We start from the raw sequence: 19,807 nt of genomic DNA, 5'->3' as shown, positions 1-19,807 counted from the left end.
ATGTCTAATTCGAATACAGATGTTAAGGACCAAGCTTCTGGGTTAAGGAATATTTCCCGTAACAAACCGGTTAAGGTCATTGCTATCACTGCTGGAAAAGGGGGCGTTGGAAAAAGCAATGTTTCCGTCAATTTAGCCGTTGCACTTGCTAAAAAGGGTAATAAAGTTTTATTGCTTGATGCGGATCTTGGTCTTGCCAATATCGATATCATGTTAGGATTACATGCGCGCAATAATTTATCCCATGTTATGGAAGGGAAATGTGTCCTTAATGATATTATTCTAAAGGGGCCAGAAGGCATTCAAGTTGTGCCTGCTTCGTCTGGAACAGAATATATGACCCAATTGAGCCCGATGGAGCATGCAGGCATTATTGATGCCTTCAATGAAATCACGGATGACTTGGATTATATGATTATCGATACGGCAGCAGGTATTTCGGATACGGTGTTAAGTTTTACACGTTCTGCCCAGGAGCTTATTGTCGTGGTTTGCGACGAACCAACGTCTTTAACAGATGCCTACGCTTTAATTAAAGTTATGCGTAAGCGTTATGAATGGCAAAATTTCCATATATTGGCTAACATGGTTCGTAAGGAAAAAGATGGGCAGATTTTATTCAATAAATTATATCGGGTTGCCGATCAATTTTTAGATGTCAATATTGATTATCTTGGCGCGATACCCTTTGATGAACATATCCATGATGCCGTCAAGAAACAACAACCTATTCTGCTTTCATATCCCGACTCTCCAGCCTCAAAAGCTTTATGTAAATTAAGTGATAATGTTACGAGTTGGTCATTTGCAGAATCATTAGCTGGCTCTACTTCTTTTTTTATTGAGAGGCTAATCTCAGAAGGATAAATCTTCTGCTAAAATTGTAAGTATATCTTAATGAAAAATGCTGTGCGCTTTAGGTTAAGAGATGGATGGCTTGTTGTATTGCCTGTAGAGCCATCGTTTGAAAATACATCGGTGGGCGCTGTGTAACCTACAATGATAACGTTAAACAAGGATTTGGTTAACAGGAGCATGAATGGACGCGTTGACTGCCTACAAACAAGCAAATCAACCATGCACCCATGATCTGGTCATTCAACATGCACCCATGGTTAAACGCATTGTATATCATATGCGAGCAAAATTACCCGATACAATTTCCCTGGATGATATGATACAAACAGGATTGGTCGGGCTATTAGAAGCCGCTAAGCAATATGATGCGACGAAAGGTGCATCGTTTGAGACATATGCCAATATCCGAATTCGTGGTCATATATTAGACGAGATAAGAAAAAATGACTGGGTGCCTCGATCAGTATATCGTAATGCTCGAAAGGTATCCCATGCGGTCAAGCAAGTAGAGCAACGTCTGGGTCGTGATGCTTCTGACACCGAAATTGCAGAAGAATTAAATTTAACGTCTAATGAATATGCACACCTTCTCAAAGAGAGTACTTGTATTCAAGTCTTGCACTTTGATGATCTAGGCATTGATCAAGATTACGTTGGACAAGACATCGATAGTGAGCAACCATTAACGACTGTCTTAAAAAATGATTTTAACGAAAAATTACTTGAAATCATTGATGGATTGCCCGAAAAAGAAAAACTTGTTTTGTCGTTATACTATGAACAAGAATTAAATTTAAAAGAAATTGGTAAGGTAATTAATGTGAGCGAGTCCCGTGTTTCACAGATTTTGTCGCAAGCGACCTTGCGAATTAGGGCTCGATTAGAAGGATAATTATGGATGGATTAACCTTAATTGGTTTAATACTTGGTTTTGCGGCTATCTTAGTTGGCCAAATTCTCGAAGGGGGTTCCATATACTCCCTATTGAATGGACCTGCATTATTAATTGTATTGGGTGGCACAATTGGTGCTGTATTTGTTCAAACGCCCATTGTTATATTTAAAAAGGCATTGCGATTATTCTGGTGGACAATATTTCCACCCAAATTTGCTTATCAAACCGATAGACAAAGATTGGTTGATTTAGCCAAAAAATCAAGGCAGTATGGTCTTTTGACGCTGGAAGAATATATTGACACTGAAGAAAACCCAATCTTAAAACAAGGGTTGGAGTTACTTGTCATTGGTGTGGATAAAAACACCATACGAGATGTATTAGAAACAGAAGTGGCAAGGGTGGAAGATTTCAATCATAAAGCAGCAGGCTTTTTTGAAGCCATGGGTGGGTATAGTCCAACGATTGGGATTATAGGTGCTGTCCTAGGATTAATACAAGTAATGGGGAATCTCACTGAACCCAGTGAGCTTGGTGCAGGTATTGCCGTTGCATTCGTGGCGACGATATATGGGGTTGGCTTTGCTAACCTTTTATTTTTACCCATCGCTAATAAAATTAAGCTTGTTATTGCCGAACAAACGCATCATAACGAGATGTTAGTGGAAGGGATTGTTAGTATGGCAAGTGGTGAAAGCCCTAATATGCTTGATTATCGTTTAGTCAATTATGGGCAGCATCATGGCTAAACGAAAGAGGGGCCATGACAAAGGACATGAAGATTCTCACCGATGGGTTATTTCATATGCTGATTTTATTACCTTGTTATTTGCCTTTTTTGTCGTCATGTATGCAATATCATCGGTGAATATATCTAAGTACCGTTCCCTGGCAGAGGGCATGTCTAGTGCCTTTAATAAACATGATCGCAAGCGGCCATCAAATATAATCCGTGAAAGAAGCGAAGTTGCCGTTGAAACGAAAATCAATGAGGATGATTTTAATCGTTTAGAAATGGCTTTGCAGCAACTAAAAGGTGAGGAGTTTAAGATAAGTCGACATGAAGGTTGGGTTGAGCTTGATATTAAAGCAGCTTCACTATTTGACAGTGGTAGCGCTCAGTTAGTGCCTGATGCCGAAAAAAAATTAATTCAAGTTGCAAAGCTCATTGATAAATTACCATACCCTGTTGCGTTAGAAGGTTATACCGATAATAAACCAATTTATACCACACAATTTCCATCAAACTGGGAGCTATCATCTTCCAGAGCATCGGCCGTAGCAAGAATACTAACACAAAATGGTGTTTCTGCTGAAAGAGTAACCGTCACTGGCTATGCTGCGCAATACCCTATCGCAACTAATCGAACGGAAGCGGGGCGAGCAAAAAATCGGAGGGTGAACATTATCATAGCAAAAGATAAGACCGTGCCTCGTTTATTAAATCCTGAAATGCGGTCTGAATTTTCAAAATCAAATATATTATTGGAAAGTTTTATCACCAAAATACCAAAAGGAGAATTTTAATGATTTGGATGGTTGCGAGTATCGTCGCAGTGTTAACAATGGTTTTTGGGATGATCGCCTGGCGTCAAACCCAACAAATTAAGCATTTAAATAAACGTTTGGAAGCAAATCAAGAATCGCTGCGCCAATTTGCGCTAGAAAAACAAACGCTACTTAATGCAGATCTGAGGTTTAATCAACAACTTAAAGAAATTCATCAACAAATATTAAGTCTAGACAAGCAGATACAAGCCAACGGTAATATTCGTAACAATGATGGCGGTTATCAGCACGCACTTAAGATTTTATCCATGGGTGGGACGAAAGAAGAAATTATGAACAGTTGTCATCTTTCCAATGCCGAAGCCGAGCTATTAATGAATCTTAATGCCTATCGTACAGCAATGACAAAATAGGTAAACTATTCAGATCTGCTCACCGAAATGCCATATTTGGCGCATCTTGAGCGAAAACTGAAATAAAAAATGCTCACATACTGATTTATGCTGCGCTTCTTGATTTCATTTTTCGTCTAACCTGCACTCAAATCTGTCTCTCCCTCGAAATTTAATTGTGCAGGTGTATAGATACAAATAATAAAAAGTTACCTATTCGATTAGCGATAATAAACTATACGGCCTCAAATTCTTCTAGCTTTATGACTTCAAAGGCTGGTTCTTCATAAGGATGGGACTGCTTTAGGGCAATAATGGCCTTTTTAATCGTTTTCTCGGTACATAATATCTCCACACGATACTCATCAACCTTATTTAATAGTTGCTTTTGACCCAATGCTGGATTTGCCTTAGAGCTTGGCATAAACTGCCCTTGGCCAGGGCACTGCCAAGCGCATCGTTGATATTCGCCTAGTTGGCCTGCCCCCGTTTGAAAGATAGCTTCTTTCACTGTCTCTGCATGATCAAATGGCACTAAAAAATTTAATTTATAGTGAGTTAACTTTTCCATTTAATATTACACCCCAGACTTGGTTTTTGGGTAACGGTTATTGGTTGGCCGGCAAGCAGTTGGTCACAAGCTTGGCGTAAGAACTCCCCTGTGACAGGTATGTCATTACCAGGGCGAGAATCATCCAGTTGCCCACGGTATACCAGTGATAAGTTACTATCAAATAGATAAAAATCCGGGGTGCATGCGGCTTTATAAGCTTTCGCAACTTCTTGTGTATTATCAAATAAATACGGAAATGGGTACTGCTGCTCTTTAGCGGTTAGGACCATATTATCCGGGCTATCTTGTGGGTATTTTTCAACATCATTCGAATTAATGGCGACACATTCAATTCCTTTAGGCTGATAGTGGTTAGCCAATCGTACGAGCTCACTATTCACATGTTTTACATAGGGACAATGATTGCAGATAAACATTACCACAAGCCCTTTACGATTTGCTGAAGGTTTAAGCGTATAGGTAGTGTTGGTGACAACATTGTCTAATGAAAATAAAGGGGCTTCTGTACCGAGTTGCAACATGTTTGAAGGTGTTTTACTCATTACCAAGACTCCGATTAAATGATAAAAAAATATTCCTAGATGATTAAAGTATCAGTCCTATTTCTTAATATAAGACGTTTTAAAACATTAAACGATTACCTAGAACACAATAATGTGTATGAATGCTGTTAACGCAAACATCAAATTCAATATCAACCAGATGAGTGATATTTTATTAGATTTCTCGAGATTAAAATACGCGTAAGTGGATATCGATAAACTACCCAGCATAAACACCCACTGGGAGGCAATCGAAAAGCCAACAGAAAACAGAGCAATACCCAAAATTCCAATAATGATGGAAAAATCACTCGTTTCTCCGGAAAATAAATAATAAAACAACAGTTGAAAGCTAAGCAAAACTGGTAGGGCTACTTGTAAAATCATGCCAATGCCCAGTAGGGCGGCAGTATGCCCTGAGATGAATATTATTTCTAAAGCAACAAAAAAAAATAATCTAAAATATAATGCGGTTAAAAATAATAGAAATGACCCTACAATGTAGAAAGGATGAGAATAAATAGTAAACAAGCCACTAAATGTCGTCAGAGCGCCCAATATACCAATAAAAATAAAAAGACGATCCACCAAATTTTTATTTTCTGTGATTACCACCGTAGTAATATTCCTTTACTAATTGCTTCTTTGATAGCAGCATTTTGTGTTTGATTCACAGACACCCAATAATTTCCCATGTTACTTAAAGCAAATTTAACTCTTGGATATTGGCAAACTTGTACGACATCTTTACAATTGACACGAATAATATCAAATTTCTCATGGACAAAGCATTGAAAGTGAAGATTTCTTACATCCGATGCGAAAGCAGCCCATTTGCCTTTTTCAATGATTGCTATCAAAGGGGGACTCATGAAGACGTCTTCTGTTTCATGCTTTTGTAACTCTATCTTGTCGTTGGTGGTATTTTCAATAAGATAAAAAGTTTGATTGCCTGCCTGATTTAACACGAGAAAAGGGTCATTTAATTCATAACCAATATGCTCACATCCCTTGGGTAGGGTGGCTGAAAATGAAACACCCAATATTATAAGTAAAACAAGAGAACAAAATAGTTGCAAAATGGTTGCTCGACTACTCAACAATATGTTGATTTTGCGCATGATTCTTTTTTGCCTTTATTTTAGATTTAATCATAGGATAATAAGTACGATAAATACTTAAGTAAAGATAAACAACTGCATATGATAATGAAACTGAAAGCCAAAAGATAGATGTATTTGGATATTGCCAAAGTAAAATTGCTAAGCTCAATCCAAAAAGGGCAGAATAGGCATGCATTAACAACTTCAGACCCTTTGAATCAGTTAAATATTGGAGACGTGATGGGTAGACATATTTGATGGGCACAAAAATCAAGATTGATAGTATAAATAGAACCCAGGCGTTGAAACCAGCGGACGTCTCAAAGATGAACATATAGAATAATGCGATATTCCAATAACACGGGAATCCTTTGAAAAAATGATCCGGAGTCTTTGCGTCAGACTGACAAAATTGATAGGCGGAAGTCAAAATGACAATTGCAACAATGATAAGCGAATATTGTTGGGGTAACATGTCTGGCTTTATATAGATGAAAAACATAGGCGTTATAACATAATTTAAATAATCAACCATGTTATCCAGTAGTGCCCCATCAATGCTTGGGAGTACCGATTTAATTCGGACCATTCGGGCAAATGTACCATCAATCGCATCAATAAATACGGCTATCGCCATTAACCAAAGAGCTTGCATATAATCATGATTATAAATACTGACTAAGGTAAAAAAACCTGCGACAGCTGCAAGTGCGGTAAATAAATGGACGGTCCATGCAGCTATCCGTTCATGTAAAGGAAAAGGTTTTTTTGCTGTTTGCATTATTATTTTTAAAAGTATACCCAAATTAATGAAATAGTAGCAATGTTTGATTAATTTTCGCAACCTTTTTATGTTTAGGAATTAAAATATCGTTATTTATGATGGTCCATATTCTTCCGCGGTGAATATAAGTCGATCAAACTGTACCCGAGCATTTAGTTAATTGCCAAGCAACTTTAGTAGGTAATTTATCTAAAGCTTGCATTGATTTGTACTAAACTCAGTGTAATGATACAGTTGTTTAAAAATTCATTTTTTATATCAATCAAGGATTGGCAATGACAAGCCATAAAACACACAACCCTTATACTGAAAAAGATCTACACGAATATCGACATCTAACAACTAAAGAAATCGACAAAGAAATTCAATTAACCCATCAATCCTTCGTCAATTGGAAACAAGAATCCATCGATTCACGCTGCAAATCGCTCATTGAATTAAAACAATGTTTAGAAAAGCACAAACAACGTTGTGCAACAATAATTAGCAGCGAAATGGGTAAACCAATTTCAGATGCGATATTGGAAGTTGAAAAATGCATGTGGCTTTGTCAACATTATGCTGAAAATGCCCAACAATATTTAGCAGATAAAGTCATTGACGCCGATTATTTACAATCATTTGTAACCTATCAGCCTTTGGGTATTATTTTTGCCATCATGCCTTGGAACTTCCCTTTTTGGCAGGTGTTAAGGTTTGCTATACCCACTCTAACAGCAGGCAACGCCTGTTTATTAAAGCATGCATCCTTATCCACAGGCGCTGGCAACTTAATACAGGAGTTATTTGAGGAAGCTGGCTATATGCCGCATCTGTTCAAGAATATGATTATTGACACAACACAATGTGAATATATTATAGCGAATGAGTTCGTTAAAGGCGTTACGTTAACAGGCAGCGAGCAAGCTGGACAATCAGTGGCCTCACAGGCAGGTAAGCATCTTAAAAAAGTTGTTTTAGAGCTTGGTGGTAGTGATCCATATATTCTTTTATCCGATGCTGATTTAGCGTGTGCTGCAGAGCAAATTGTTAAGTCTCGTTTAAATAATGCAGGGCAAGTCTGTATTGCCGCAAAACGTGTCATGGTACAACCCCACCAACATTCAAAACTGATTAATTTAATCACGTCATTAAGTAAAAAGTACAAAATGGGCGATCCTTTGTCTCCTGATACGACTTTGGGTCCATTGGCAAGCAAATCGCTGCAAGTTAATTTACACAACCAGGTGAAAGAATCATTGGCACATGGCGCTACGCTTCATTTTGGCGGTGAAATACCAAATCGACAGGGTTATTTTTACCCACCTACGTTACTGGATAATGTTAGTCCAGGGATGCCAGCGTTTGATGAAGAATTATTTGGTCCTGTCATTAGCATAATCCCCGTAAAAGATGACGACCAAGCAATTAAGTTAGCTAATCAAAGCCAGTTTGGGTTAGGTGCTGCTGTGTTTAGTCAGGATATCAATCGGGCAAAAACCATTGCTAAAACACTGGTGAATGCGGGATGTTGCTTTGTAAATCAATTAGTTTCTTCAGATCCGAGATTACCCTTTGGTGGAATCAATCGCTCTGGTTATGGGAGAGAGCTATCTGAAGAAGGTATTCAAGAGTTTTGTAATATTAAAACAGTCGTAATCAGTAAAACTGGATTGCCGGAATGATAAGAATTGATCTCAACCATCAAATTATGCTCTTTGAGGACGATCAAGGTAAGAATTACGTTTGGCCAATTTCTTCTGGTCTCAAAGGAATTGGGGAGCTAGAAGGGAGTGGTTGTACGCCTCGTGGTAAACATAGAATCTATAGTAAAATAGGTGATGGCGCCCCTATCAATAGTGTTTTTGTTGGTCGACAATGGACTGGTGAAATATTTACAGAAGAATTAGCCCAGAAAAATCCGGATCGAGATTGGATATTAACTCGAATATTGCAACTGTCTGGTTTAGAAGAGGGCTTTAACTTAGGCGGTAATCGAGATTCTCTGCAACGCTATATTTACATTCATGGGACACCTGATCAAACAAAGTTAGGACAGCCAGGCTCAAAAGGGTGTATTCGCATGAATAATAAGCATTTGTTGCAACTTTTTGACAAGGTGGCGCTGAATGATATGGTTGAAATATGTGCCTTATAAATTTTCACCTAAAATTTAAATGGATTAGCATCAACATCACCACTTTCTAGAGCAACTAATTCTATCAAAATTCTGCAATTTATGATTATACCCGTGATCATTCAAAAAGCGAGTTTTCTGCTTTTTCTTTTTGTCCTGCAAAACGTTAAAAAACAGACATGGGAATGAGCCATTGCGTGTTTTTTAACGTTTTGCATAATCAAAAAATAAAGGCGCATAAATCCTCGCATTTTGAATGATCACGGGTATATAATATACGAATTGTGATGATCATCAAGGTGGTTCCATGAGCTACAAATTTGAACAGGGCAAAGACTTAATAATCGATTCTATTGTAGAAAAAGTAAGCAAAAAAATGGCTGCTAAAAAAGCAGAAAGGTGTGGTACCTTTCTTAGCCAATTTTACCAAACTGTTGCACTTGACGATTTAGAAGCTTGGAACGTCGATGATCTGTATGGCGCTGGAATTAATTTATGGAACCTGCTTTCGAAACGCAAGCCAGGTGAAACCAAAATCCGCATTTATAATCCAGACTTTGAGCGTCATGGCTGGCAAACCACACATACAGTTGTCGAAATAATTGCTGACGATATGCCTTTCTTAGTGGATTCAATCCGTATGGTAATTAATCGGATGGGGTTATCTTGCCATTTGATTATGCATATGGGTGGCCTTATGCTCAAAAGAGATAAGCATGGCCATGTGACTAAAGTCTATAAAAAAATAGATGTTCCCCATGATGAGGTATTCGAAGAGGCCGCGATTTTTATAGAAATTGACAGTCAAACAGACCCCATCGTATTGCGAGATTTGCATGAAGATTTTGAGCGCGTTCTAGAGGACAACAAAGCGGTTGTCGAAGATTGGGTATCCATGCGTGAAAAAGTTCAAGAAAGCATCATTGATCTTGAAAAAACAGCGCATTTACTTGATGCTGGTGAGTTATCAGAAACGATCGCCTTTTTGAATTGGATAGAAGATCATCATTTTACATTTCTTGGTATCCGAGACTATGAATTAGTAAAAGAAGATAAATCGATGATCCTGAAAGTGATCCCAAACACCGGGTTGGGTGTCTTAAGACATAGTTTAAGTCAATCAAAAGCACGAATTATTTCCGAAATGACGCCTGAGGCAAGAGAATTAACGTTGTCATCCACTCGAATACTCGTTATGTCAAAAACGAATACGTTGGCATCAGTTCATCGAGATGCTTATACGGATTATATCGGCATCAAGCGATTTGATAAAACTGGGAAAGTGATTGGAGAGAGACGTATCATCGGCTTATATACTTCCGCTGCGTATAATACCAATCCTAAACATATCCCTTTTTTACGTCACAAAGTGGCGCAGATCATGGAAAAGTCACAACTTAATCCGCGCTCACACTCAGGTAAAGTATTGCTCAATATTTTAGAAACACTTCCTAGGGATGATTTAATTCAAGCAACAGAAGATGAGCTACTTGAAATATCGATGGGTATCTTTTATATGCAAGAACGAAGACGTATCCGTATGTTTGCTCGTACGGATGTCTATCGTCGTTTTATCTCTTGCTTAGTCTATGTACCGAGAGAGCGTTTTAATACGGCGCTCAGACATGCCATGGAAATGGTGCTTGAAGCGGAGTTTGATGCCTTGGAAATTAGCTTTTCAACGCATTTTTCTGCATCTGTTTTGGCACGTATCCACTTTATTATCCGTATCGATCCGACTAATCTCAAAGAATATGATTTTAAAGATGTTGAGAAAAAGTTAATCATTGTTGGTCGCTCTTGGTCAGATGATTTACATGACTATTTGAAAGAAAGCTTTGGTGAGGAAAAGGCAAATCGACTTAATAATGAATATAAGGATGCATTTCCAGTTGCCTATTCCACACAGTTTTCTCCTCGAACGGCGGTGTTTGACATCATTCATATTGAAGCATTATCTGAACAAGAACCATTAGGCATGAATTTCTTTCATCCAATGGATGAAGACAAAGATTTCTTTCGCCTAAAAGTCTATCAGCACGAAAGTACCATTACCATTTCAGATGTCCTCCCAATTCTTGAACGATTAGGCATGCGTGCAATTAGCGAACGTCCCTATTTTATTAAGCACGGTGACGGTTTCAAAACATGGATTAATGATTTTTCGCTTCAATATATCAAAAAAAGAGATTTTGATATCGATGTAATCAAAGACTTATTCCAAAATGCCTTTTTGAGCGTTTGGTATGGGCATGCTGAAAATGACGGATTTAATTTGCTTGTTTTAGGCGCGGGCTTAGATTGGCGTCAAGTCTCTATTTTGCGCGCATATGCGAAATATTTTAAACAAATTCGATTTACGTTTAGTCAAGAATACATTGAAAATGCGCTTAATAATAATGTTGCGATTGCACGCAAACTGGTTCAATTATTTGAAGTTCGCTTTAATCCAGATTTGTCAAAGGATAGAGACGATCGTTCAAATCAATTAGTCCGTGAGATTCTCAATGATTTAGACGATGTTAGTAATTTGGATGAGGACAAAATCATTCGTCAATACGTTCAAACGATAACCTCAACATTGCGAACCAATTATTATCAGATAAATGCTTCTGGAAAACCAGCACCCTATCTGTCCTTAAAGATGAATAGTAAAACCATCGCCGGTATGCCGAAACCTTACCCAATGTATGAGATATTTGTTTACTCACCTCGATTTGAAGGGGTTCATTTAAGAGGCGGAAAGGTCGCTCGAGGAGGTTTGCGCTGGTCTGATAGACGTGAAGATTTTCGTACTGAAATTTTAGGGTTAATGAAAGCACAGCAAGTTAAAAATGCCGTGATTGTGCCTTCTGGTGCGAAAGGAGGATTTGTTCCGAAACTCATCGCTTCTAATGCTTCTCGCGAAGAAATCATGGAAGAAGGAATCAGTTGCTATCAACTATTCATCCATGGTCTTCTCGACCTAACCGATAACTTGGTTGAAGGAAAAATTGTTAAACCGGCTCGAGTGGTTTGCTTTGATGAAGATGATCCCTACCTAGTAGTCGCTGCTGACAAAGGAACAGCCACTTTTTCAGATATTGCTAATGAAATATCCTTGGATTATGGTTTCTGGTTAGGCGATGCCTTTGCCTCAGGTGGCTCTGTTGGTTATGACCATAAAAAGATGGGGATCACCGCGAAAGGTGCATGGGAGTCAGTTAAACGCCATTTCTATGAAATGAATATTGATATTCAAACTAAAAATTTTAGCGTAGTAGGCATTGGTGATATGGCAGGCGATGTTTTTGGAAACGGAATGCTCTTGTCAAAACAAGTCCAATTAGTCGCTGCATTTAATCATGTTCATATATTCATTGATCCAAATCCTGATAGCCAAGCTAGTTTCAAAGAACGAGAGCGCTTATTCCATTTGCCACGTTCTAGCTGGACTGATTACGATAAAAAATTGATCTCAAAAGGTGGTGGGGTGTTTAATCGTTCTGCAAAATCTATCCCGGTTACCAAGGAGATGAAAAATCGTTTCGGCATCAAGCAATCCGTGATAGAACCCAATGAATTAATCCAATACTTGTTAAAAGCGAAAGTCGATCTTTTATGGAGTGGCGGCATTGGGACCTTTGTTCGCGCTTCAACGGAAACAAATGCCGATGTGGGTGATCGAAGTAATGACGCGATTCGTATTGAGGCGAACCAGTTGCGTGCTAAGGTGATTGGTGAGGGTGGGAATCTTGGATTAACGCAAGCTGCCAGAATTGAATATTCCTTGAATGGCGGATTAGTGTTTACTGATTTTATCGATAACTCTGCCGGCGTTAATTGCTCAGACAGAGAAGTGAATATCAAAATTTTGTTGAATAGTATCGTTGATTCGGGTGATCTGACCACAAAACAACGGAATGAGTTGCTAAGTGATATGACAGATGAGGTGTCACGACTGGTATTAAGAGATAATTACAATAAATCAAAAGCGATAGGTTTAGCTGCCGCCCAAGCTCATAAGTCAATTGATTTGCATGCAAGGTACATCCAAGATTTAGAGTCCCGAGGTAAAATCGATAGGGTATTGGAATACTTGCCAGACGATAAAGTGCTTAATGAACGAAAACTTTCTGGCCAAGGATTGATGCGTCCTAGTCTATCGGTCCTTATGTGTTATTCGAAGATTTTATTAAAGGCGAATATTTTATCTAGCAATGTGCCGGACGACCCCTATTTAAAACAAATTTTAGATCAATATTTCCCTCGTCCTTTGAGAGAGAAATTCTCCACACAAATGAACCACCATCCACTTCGACGTGAAATTATTGCCACACAATTGAGTAATATTATTATCAATGAAATGGGTTTTACGTATGTGTATCGGTTGCAAGATGAAACGGGTGCACCTGTTTCAGCGATTGTTCGTGCTTATATGATTTCTCGATCAATTTTAAATATTGATGAGATATGGAGAAAAATTGATGAGCTTGGCACTAAAATTACAGCCGAAACGCAAATTAAGATGATGCTCCAATATGTTCGTCTGTGTCGTAGGACTACCCGATGGTTTCTTCGCTCTCAACGTAAAACTCTGGATATTAGTAGCGCGATTGAGCGTTATAAATCGGGTGTTAACCAGCTTAAAAAATGCATGCCACAAATTTTTGCTGAAAAATCAAAAGAACTTTACCAAAGTGCCTATGATCACTATTTATCCTTAAATGTTGGAAATGTTATTGCACATGAGCTAGCTGTTACCAGGGCGTTATTCTCGGCCATGGATATCATTGAAGTATCTCAGCAAATGAATATAAAAGTAACGAAAGTTGCACAGGTTTATTTTGCATTAGGTGAATATCTCGATTTAAACTGGATTCGTACAAAAGTTATCGTACATTCAACCGAAAATCATTGGGAATTACTATCAAGAGAGGCATTACGAGATGACCTAGATTGGCAACAAAGGCAGCTGACAGCTGGCATTATTCGCATTGATATGGAAGAAAAGGATTTGATGGATCAATTCAATCAATGGTTTGAAATGCATAAGAATCTCATTGATCGCTGGCATAATATTCTAGCCGAACTAAAATCTGCACAAACAATGAATTACACTATGTTTTTTGTCGCTATTCGTGAGTTATTGGACTTAACCCAAACCACGATACAAATGGCTGATAAACAGGTGATGGCTTGAGACGGCTTATTTTAATAATTGTCCAGCACAAAGGGAACATGATTAAAATTCATGGGCTTTAAAGCGCATACTATTATTTTGTGCCGACTATGAAATCCTGCTTCCCTTTGTCCTAAAAGTTGTTATTATACGGATTGTTATATAAAACAAAGGAGTGATTTATGCCGTTAAATAATAACTCGTTAGAGAAATATTCAAAGGGGTCTCGTTTTTTCCATTGGCTGATTGCTGTGATTGTCATCACGCTATTAGCTGTGGGCTTTATTCTTGGCGATTTACCGGATTCGATGAAACCAATATCTTATACGTTACATAAATCGTTTGGAATTACTGTCATCTTTTTGATGCTTATTCGATTGCTTTGGTTAATTCATACTGGAAAACCCAAACTACCTGCGTCAGTACCAAGCTGGCAACGACTACTTTCTCGTAGTGTGCAACATGGATTTTATGTCCTTCTCTTTATTATGCCAATTGCTGGTTGGATCATGTCAACGGCAGCAAACAAATCCCCCATGTTTTTTGGTTTGTTTGCTTTTCCATTTCCAGGGATTGATCAAAATAAACAGTTAGCTGAATTTATGTTTGAAGTTCATTCATGGGTTGCTTGGTTAATTATTGTATTACTTGTTATGCATGTGGCAGGGGCTATTAAACACCACTTCATCGATAAGGATAACGTTCTTAAGCGTATGTTATAATCCATGTATACCCGTGGTCATTCAAAAAGCGATGAATGATGACGGGTATATAACACAAGGTGAAGGGATGTACCTTGTTAAATTCCTACTCTCATTTGACAATACATGATTTAAACCTATTGATATTAATTCCTTGTAGCCAAGGGATTCCGCTTATTCGGAACCTCATACAAAGCCCAGATAGACCAGTTATTGCACATTAAGAATAAATAATGTGCTATATTTATAAAACATATAAAAACTGGAATCACTCATGGAAGCGAATAATTCGATTAAAATACCAACCTCCTTACTAACAATTCCGATGCTTTTAATATTAGTTATGCTACCAAAACCTAGTATAGCCTTGGAATCATTTACTGTAGCATCGAATACATTTATCTTTAATCCGAGAACATTAAGTTATACAGCAATCAATTCAAATGGAAATGTTGTTAAACGGGGAAGGGCGTCAGGTGGTTCACATTATTGTCGTGATATAGGCCGTAGTTGTCGAACACCGGTTGGATCGTTTCGGGTGATAGGGATACGTGGGGCCGATTGCTATTCAAGTAGATATCGATCGCGAATGCCCTATTGTATGTTTTTTAAAAAACTCTATGCCGTTCATGGTCATTACAATGTGCCAGGATATAATGCCAGTCATGGTTGCATTCGTGTTCCAATTCCTGATGCAAAATGGCTCTATCATAATTTTATGCGTAATGGCACAAGAGTTATCGTAAAGCCGTATTGAAGATAAGATTGATTGCCAGTCAAGAATATACCCAGAATTTTACTAGGGTCGCATCCATGCGTTCCTAATGGCAGACAATCGACTGTCTCTAAGTCCCTTAAGCCACTACGTAGTCTGAATTGGAAAGATATTTTTTGTCAGGATAATAAGCAAAGACAACGGAGCCGCCCTTGATTGCATTGATAATTGGGCGAGCCAGCGCGGTTGCAACAGCAGGGCACCCCCAACTTCGGCCTGCACGGCCAGAGCTTTTAATGAAATTCTGATTCACATACCAAGCACCATGAACGACCACGCGTCGAAGAAAGGCATTATCATTAAACCCTTTTTCTAAGCCTTCTAAATTGAGTGAGTAGCCTTTAGAACCGATATAACTGTCTTTCGTTATAAATGTTCCAATACTACTTTCCAAGCTATGATTTTTATTGGAAAAATGTTTTGCCATGGTCATGCCTGAATTTTTACCATGGGCGACAAAAGTGTTATAAAGCATTTTGTGACTATTTAAATCAAATACCCACATCCTTTTAGCAGATGAAGGCAACGAATAGTCGATAACGGTTAAAATGTGTTTTTTGACACTGCCTTCTTCAATGGCATGCTTGTAAGCAGTTAAGGCGGTTTCCAATGCCTTTTTCTTGATATTAGGCGCAACAACGGATAAACGTTGTATCTCCTCTTTGATATCGACTGAGTTTTCAGCATATCCTGGATTAGCTAAAACAACAGCTGCCATTAACGGTAGATTTTTTATTAATTTTTTAAATTTTACCATATTATTAATAACTCCATATATACTCAATTACTAACCAAACTGGTGGCATTATATCTCCATTCTAGGGAGATGTAAAACCATCTGGGCTCATATATACCATGATGGAGCAATCAAAGTCTACTGGTTTAGTTGATTTACACGATGAGATGCTGCAAGCATTAAAACCTAAAAAATCAGTATAAACAGTAAATTATATGTATAATAATAGGTCAGGTATTTTCAGTTTATGGAGGATATGATAAATTACAGCATTTATTAATCCTGTTAACAAAGAAATCCCACGCTACTTGTTTGTTAGCCTGCTATCTTTTGACATTCAATCGAGCTATGCATGTATTTGCAAGCTAGCATTGTGAGTTGTAATTGAATGATAAGGATAAGTTATTTTTAACGATTTTGATTCTTTGGAAAACATACCCCCTTTTTTCTCCTTTGGAGGTGAAAATGCTTGACCGTTCTAAACTAGGCCCAATACAAGGAACTGCAAGTTCTATCAATGACGCTTATCGGGCGCCAGAATATCCCTATGTCTCTCATTTGATTGAATATGGTCAACTAACGACTGATCAAACCCAACAAATTCAAAATACTGCTATGTCGTTGATTAAGCAGGTGCAAAAACTGCGATTAAAAAGCAGTGGTATTGATTCATTTTTAACAGAATATGCGCTGTCAAGTGACGAAGGCATTGCCTTAATGTGTTTAGCTGAAGCCTTGTTGCGTGTTCCCGATACGATCACCATTGATAGTCTGATAAAGGACAAGTTAGGGTCTGCCAATTGGCAATCCCACCGTGGCCAAAGCCATTCAACGTTTGTTAACGCGACAACTTGGGCGTTGATGCTAACTGGTAAGGTGTTGAGTCCAGAAAAAGCAGAATCAAAGTTGTCACAAGTATTAATAAAACTGATTAAAAAGAGTGGGGAAGGGGTTGTAAGAAAAGCGGTTGAGCGAGCAATGCGCATCATGAGTCGTCAATTTGTCATGGGGCGGACTATTGAAGAAGCGACGAAACGAGCTCAAACGAATGAGTCTAAAGGATACTCCTATTCCTATGATATGCTTGGTGAGGCGGCTTTAACAGAAAGGGATGCGCAACGCTATATGAAAGCCTATGAAGAGGCTATCATCAGCATTGGGAAAGTCGCAGACCCGTCAAAATCACTAAGAGAAAACCCGGGTATTTCTGTTAAGCTCTCAGCAATTCATCCTCGTTATGAAGAAAATCAAAGGAAACGAGTTCTTGATGAAATCCCTCCACGATTATTGAGACTAGCGCAACTAGCCAAACAATATCAAATCGGTTTAACAGTGGATGCAGAAGAATCAGATAGATTAATGTTGTCATTGGATATTTTTACAAAAGTCTATGAAGATGAAAGTCTCGCCGGTTGGCATGGATTAGGATTAGCTGTCCAGTCCTACCAAAAAAGAGCCTTTTATGTTATTGATTATATCGCTGAACTTGCTAAGAAGCATGGTCGGCGTGTTATGTTGCGTTTAATCAAAGGTGCTTATTGGGATACTGAAATAAAGCGCGCTCAAATGGATGGGCAATCCGGTTACCCCGTATTTACCAGAAAAATATTTACCGATGTCTCTTTTCATGCTTGTGCAAAAAAGCTACTAACCTATACAGATTATATATACCCCCAATTTGCAACCCATAACGCCTATACCGTTGCTACGGTGTTAACGTTAGTTGGTGATTACACTGATTATGAATTTCAATGCTTGCATGGAATGGGCGTTGAGTTATATGACCAAATTACCCCGAAAAATAAGCTAGGAATACCTTGTCGAATCTATGCGCCAGTTGGTTCGCATGAAGATTTACTGCCTTATTTAGTCAGGCGTTTATTAGAAAATGGTGCAAATTCCTCCTTTGTTAATCGAATTGTTGATCAAAAATCGCCAATTGAGAAGTTGGCACAAGACCCATTGGCTATATCAAAAAATCTGATTGAGCAAAATAAACCATTTATGGTGTTGCCAGAAGAGGTTTTTTTACCTGAACGAAAAAATTCCCAGGGATTCGATTTCACCGATCGTGAAAAAATAGCTAACTTACAACGCTATTATAATGACATGACATTATGTCAATGGGAATCGAAACCTCTGATTGCCGGCCCAACTAATAGTTCTGAGACTTTTTCTGTTTATGCCCCGTTTGACAATAGCACGGTCATTGGCAAAGTGACTGAATCAAGCACAGACGATATAGAGACTGCCCTTGAACGAGCTAAAAATGCACATGCTTCCTGGTCAAATGAATCCGTTGAACATAGGGCCGCCGTTCTTGATAAAATAGCGGAATTATTCGAAAACCATCGATATGATTTGATGGCAATAAACACATTTGAAGCCGCAAAAACTTGGCGGGATAACATTGCAGAAATCCGAGAAGCGATTGATTTTTGCTATTATTATGCGCAACAAGCAAGAAAACTGTTTGGTAAACCCATGGTATTACCTGGCTATACAGGGGAGCTTGATGAGCTTTCTTTCCATGGCCGTGGTGTTTTTGTTTGCATAAGCCCATGGAATTTCCCCTTAGCTATTTTTACGGGTCAGGTAGTGGCAGCGTTGGTGACTGGTAATTGTGTCATCGCTAAGCCCTCTGAACAAACGTCCCTTATTGCTAGTCTGGCAACAAAACTGATGCACCAGGCTGGTATTCCAACTGATGTCTTACAACTATTACCGGGTAAGGGTGAAACTGTTGGTGCACAATTAGTGAACGATACCCGCATAAAGGGCGTTGTATTTACTGGATCAACCCAAACCGCATCGAAAATAAATCAAACACTGGCGAAACGTTCAGACGAAATCGTCCCACTTATTGCGGAGACAGGTGGCCAAAATGCCATGATTGTTGATTCATCCGCCTTGCTAGAACAAGTGACAAAAGATGTCTTATTATCAGCATTTGGCAGTGCTGGTCAACGTTGTTCAGCATTGCGTGTCTTATATATTCAAGAAGAGATATATGAAAAATTAATGACTATGATTCAAGGTGCTATGGCTGAGATCACTATTGGTGATCCGAGGTTCTTGGATGTGGATGCTGGTCCTGTTATCGATAAAGAAGCATTGGATACTTTGTTAAGACATGTGGGTCAGATGAAAGAAAAGGGAAGGGTCGTATACCAAACGCCAGTATCGGAAGAATGCGAACATGGTTATTTTATGCCACCTACCCTTATCAAGCTTGATTCTATCAACGAACTTAGCCAAGAATTTTTTGGCCCAATCCTTCATGTTATTCGATATCAAAAAAAGAATGTCGACTCTGTCATTCATGACATCAATCAGACCGGTTATGGATTAACGATGGGAATCCATACGCGCATCAATCAATTTGCAGACTATGTGCGAAAGCGTGTTCATGTGGGTAACTGTTATGTCAATCGCAATATGATTGGGGCAGTCGTTGGATTGCAGCCATTTGGCGGTGAAGGCAAATCAGGCACAGGATTCAAAGCGGGAGGCCCGCTGTATTTATACCGATTCTGTCATGAGAGGACCTATACGGTAGATACAACCGCTGCGGGCGGAAATGCGAGCTTAATGGCTATACCCGAAGATTACTAAAGTATGAGATGAGATATAAACTAACAATAAAATGGCGTGGTATGGA

17 protein-coding genes are annotated in these 19,807 nt (G+C 38.6%); 11 read left to right on the top strand and 6 right to left on the bottom strand.

Annotated elements, in window-relative coordinates; genetic code table 11:
- From AB3348_RS01070 to AB3348_RS01050, 5 genes are all read left to right on the top strand, one after another.
- Positions 1–867: a MinD/ParA family protein gene (locus tag AB3348_RS01070; protein WP_367605688.1), complete on the top strand. Its 867-nt coding sequence runs from the start codon at positions 1–3 to the stop codon at positions 865–867.
- A gap of 172 nt (positions 868–1,039) precedes the next feature.
- On the top strand, positions 1,040–1,750 hold the full coding sequence (locus AB3348_RS01065) for an RNA polymerase sigma factor FliA (RefSeq protein ID WP_367605687.1): 711 nt from the start codon (positions 1,040–1,042) through the stop codon (positions 1,748–1,750).
- A gap of 2 nt (positions 1,751–1,752) precedes the next feature.
- Positions 1,753–2,502: a flagellar motor protein gene (locus AB3348_RS01060; protein ID WP_367605686.1), complete on the top strand. Its 750-nt coding sequence runs from the start codon at positions 1,753–1,755 to the stop codon at positions 2,500–2,502.
- Positions 2,495–3,280 carry an OmpA family protein gene (locus AB3348_RS01055; protein WP_367605685.1) on the top strand — a complete coding sequence of 262 codons (786 nt, stop codon included), beginning with the start codon at positions 2,495–2,497 and terminating at the stop codon, positions 3,278–3,280. The genes AB3348_RS01060 and AB3348_RS01055 overlap by 8 nt, the downstream gene beginning before the upstream one ends.
- Positions 3,280–3,675 (top strand): DUF2802 domain-containing protein, encoded by a 396-nt coding sequence (locus tag AB3348_RS01050; protein ID WP_367605684.1) that lies wholly within the window; start codon positions 3,280–3,282, stop codon positions 3,673–3,675. Before AB3348_RS01055 ends, AB3348_RS01050 begins: the two co-directional genes overlap by 1 nt.
- A gap of 214 nt (positions 3,676–3,889) precedes the next feature.
- On the opposite strand, the gene AB3348_RS01045 is transcribed toward AB3348_RS01050, so the two are convergent.
- From AB3348_RS01045 to AB3348_RS01025, 5 genes are all read right to left on the bottom strand, one after another.
- Entirely contained in the window at positions 3,890–4,225 is a 336-nt protein-coding gene (locus tag AB3348_RS01045; RefSeq protein ID WP_367605683.1) for an NGG1p interacting factor NIF3, read from the bottom strand.
- Positions 4,213–4,770: a thioredoxin family protein gene (locus tag AB3348_RS01040; RefSeq protein WP_367605682.1), complete on the bottom strand. Its 558-nt coding sequence runs from the start codon at positions 4,768–4,770 to the stop codon at positions 4,213–4,215. Before AB3348_RS01040 ends, AB3348_RS01045 begins: the two co-directional genes overlap by 13 nt.
- 99 nt (positions 4,771–4,869) lie before the next feature.
- Positions 4,870–5,385, bottom strand: a complete 516-nt coding sequence (locus AB3348_RS01035) for a hypothetical protein (RefSeq protein WP_367605681.1) — start codon at positions 5,383–5,385, stop codon at positions 4,870–4,872.
- Entirely contained in the window at positions 5,379–5,891 is a 513-nt protein-coding gene (locus AB3348_RS01030) for an enhanced entry protein EnhB (protein WP_367605680.1), read from the bottom strand. The genes AB3348_RS01035 and AB3348_RS01030 overlap by 7 nt, the downstream gene beginning before the upstream one ends.
- Positions 5,863–6,654 carry a phosphatidylcholine/phosphatidylserine synthase gene (locus AB3348_RS01025; protein WP_367605679.1) on the bottom strand — a complete coding sequence of 264 codons (792 nt, stop codon included), beginning with the start codon at positions 6,652–6,654 and terminating at the stop codon, positions 5,863–5,865. The genes AB3348_RS01030 and AB3348_RS01025 overlap by 29 nt, the downstream gene beginning before the upstream one ends.
- 278 nt (positions 6,655–6,932) lie before the next feature.
- On the opposite strand from AB3348_RS01025, the gene AB3348_RS01020 reads away from it, so the two are divergent.
- The 5 genes from AB3348_RS01020 (at position 6,933) to AB3348_RS01000 (ending at position 15,392) form a co-directional block, all read left to right on the top strand.
- Positions 6,933–8,321, top strand: a complete 1,389-nt coding sequence (locus tag AB3348_RS01020) for an NAD-dependent succinate-semialdehyde dehydrogenase (RefSeq protein WP_367605678.1) — start codon at positions 6,933–6,935, stop codon at positions 8,319–8,321.
- Positions 8,309–8,794 carry a L,D-transpeptidase family protein gene (locus tag AB3348_RS01015; protein ID WP_367605870.1) on the top strand — a complete coding sequence of 162 codons (486 nt, stop codon included), beginning with the start codon at positions 8,309–8,311 and terminating at the stop codon, positions 8,792–8,794. The genes AB3348_RS01020 and AB3348_RS01015 overlap by 13 nt, the downstream gene beginning before the upstream one ends.
- 286 nt (positions 8,795–9,080) lie before the next feature.
- The gene (locus AB3348_RS01010) at positions 9,081–13,955 is read left to right on the top strand and encodes an NAD-glutamate dehydrogenase (RefSeq protein ID WP_367605677.1); all 4,875 of its coding nucleotides are present in this window, start codon (positions 9,081–9,083) and stop codon (positions 13,953–13,955) included.
- Positions 13,956–14,116: 161 nt separating this feature from the next.
- Positions 14,117–14,656, top strand: coding sequence for a cytochrome b (locus AB3348_RS01005; RefSeq protein WP_367605676.1), 540 nt, complete (start codon positions 14,117–14,119; stop codon positions 14,654–14,656).
- A 322-nt stretch (positions 14,657–14,978) separates the two neighbouring features.
- On the top strand, positions 14,979–15,392 hold the full coding sequence (locus tag AB3348_RS01000) for a L,D-transpeptidase (RefSeq protein WP_367605869.1): 414 nt from the start codon (positions 14,979–14,981) through the stop codon (positions 15,390–15,392).
- Between the two features lie 97 nt (positions 15,393–15,489).
- On the opposite strand, the gene AB3348_RS00995 is transcribed toward AB3348_RS01000, so the two are convergent.
- Complete coding sequence (locus AB3348_RS00995) at positions 15,490–16,167, bottom strand: murein L,D-transpeptidase catalytic domain family protein (RefSeq protein WP_367605675.1); 678 nt, start codon at positions 16,165–16,167, stop codon at positions 15,490–15,492.
- Positions 16,168–16,611: 444 nt separating this feature from the next.
- On the opposite strand from AB3348_RS00995, the gene putA reads away from it, so the two are divergent.
- A complete protein-coding gene (gene putA, locus AB3348_RS00990; protein ID WP_367605674.1) occupies positions 16,612–19,761 on the top strand; it encodes a bifunctional proline dehydrogenase/L-glutamate gamma-semialdehyde dehydrogenase PutA in 3,150 nt (1,049 codons plus the stop codon).
- Positions 19,762–19,807: the final 46 nt, after the last annotated feature.

Origin of the sequence: Legionella sp. W05-934-2 (assembly GCF_964199965.1) — a bacterium.
Taxonomy (GTDB): Bacteria; Pseudomonadota; Gammaproteobacteria; order Legionellales; family Legionellaceae; genus JAFIFT01.
This window is presented reverse-complemented; position numbering and strand designations above follow the sequence as displayed.

Excerpts from the sequence above, each read along its gene's own strand:
- putA (WP_367605674.1), top strand. The coding sequence starts at position 16,612 with ATGCTTGACCGTTCTAAACTAGGCCCAATACAAGGAACTGCAAGTTCT.
- AB3348_RS00995 (WP_367605675.1), bottom strand. The coding sequence starts at position 16,167 with ATGGTAAAATTTAAAAAATTAATAAAAAATCTACCGTTAATGGCAGCT.
- AB3348_RS01000 (WP_367605869.1), top strand. The coding sequence starts at position 14,979 with ATGCTACCAAAACCTAGTATAGCCTTGGAATCATTTACTGTAGCATCG.
- AB3348_RS01010 (WP_367605677.1), top strand. The coding sequence starts at position 9,081 with ATGAGCTACAAATTTGAACAGGGCAAAGACTTAATAATCGATTCTATT.
- AB3348_RS01045 (WP_367605683.1), bottom strand. The coding sequence starts at position 4,225 with ATGGAAAAGTTAACTCACTATAAATTAAATTTTTTAGTGCCATTTGAT.
- AB3348_RS01070 (WP_367605688.1), top strand. The coding sequence starts at position 1 with ATGTCTAATTCGAATACAGATGTTAAGGACCAAGCTTCTGGGTTAAGG.
- AB3348_RS01050 (WP_367605684.1), top strand. The coding sequence starts at position 3,280 with ATGATTTGGATGGTTGCGAGTATCGTCGCAGTGTTAACAATGGTTTTT.
- AB3348_RS01065 (WP_367605687.1), top strand. The coding sequence starts at position 1,040 with ATGGACGCGTTGACTGCCTACAAACAAGCAAATCAACCATGCACCCAT.
- AB3348_RS01030 (WP_367605680.1), bottom strand. The coding sequence starts at position 5,891 with ATGCGCAAAATCAACATATTGTTGAGTAGTCGAGCAACCATTTTGCAA.
- AB3348_RS01040 (WP_367605682.1), bottom strand. The coding sequence starts at position 4,770 with ATGAGTAAAACACCTTCAAACATGTTGCAACTCGGTACAGAAGCCCCT.
- AB3348_RS01060 (WP_367605686.1), top strand. The coding sequence starts at position 1,753 with ATGGATGGATTAACCTTAATTGGTTTAATACTTGGTTTTGCGGCTATC.
- AB3348_RS01005 (WP_367605676.1), top strand. The coding sequence starts at position 14,117 with ATGCCGTTAAATAATAACTCGTTAGAGAAATATTCAAAGGGGTCTCGT.
- AB3348_RS01020 (WP_367605678.1), top strand. The coding sequence starts at position 6,933 with ATGACAAGCCATAAAACACACAACCCTTATACTGAAAAAGATCTACAC.
- AB3348_RS01025 (WP_367605679.1), bottom strand. The coding sequence starts at position 6,654 with ATGCAAACAGCAAAAAAACCTTTTCCTTTACATGAACGGATAGCTGCA.
- AB3348_RS01055 (WP_367605685.1), top strand. The coding sequence starts at position 2,495 with ATGGCTAAACGAAAGAGGGGCCATGACAAAGGACATGAAGATTCTCAC.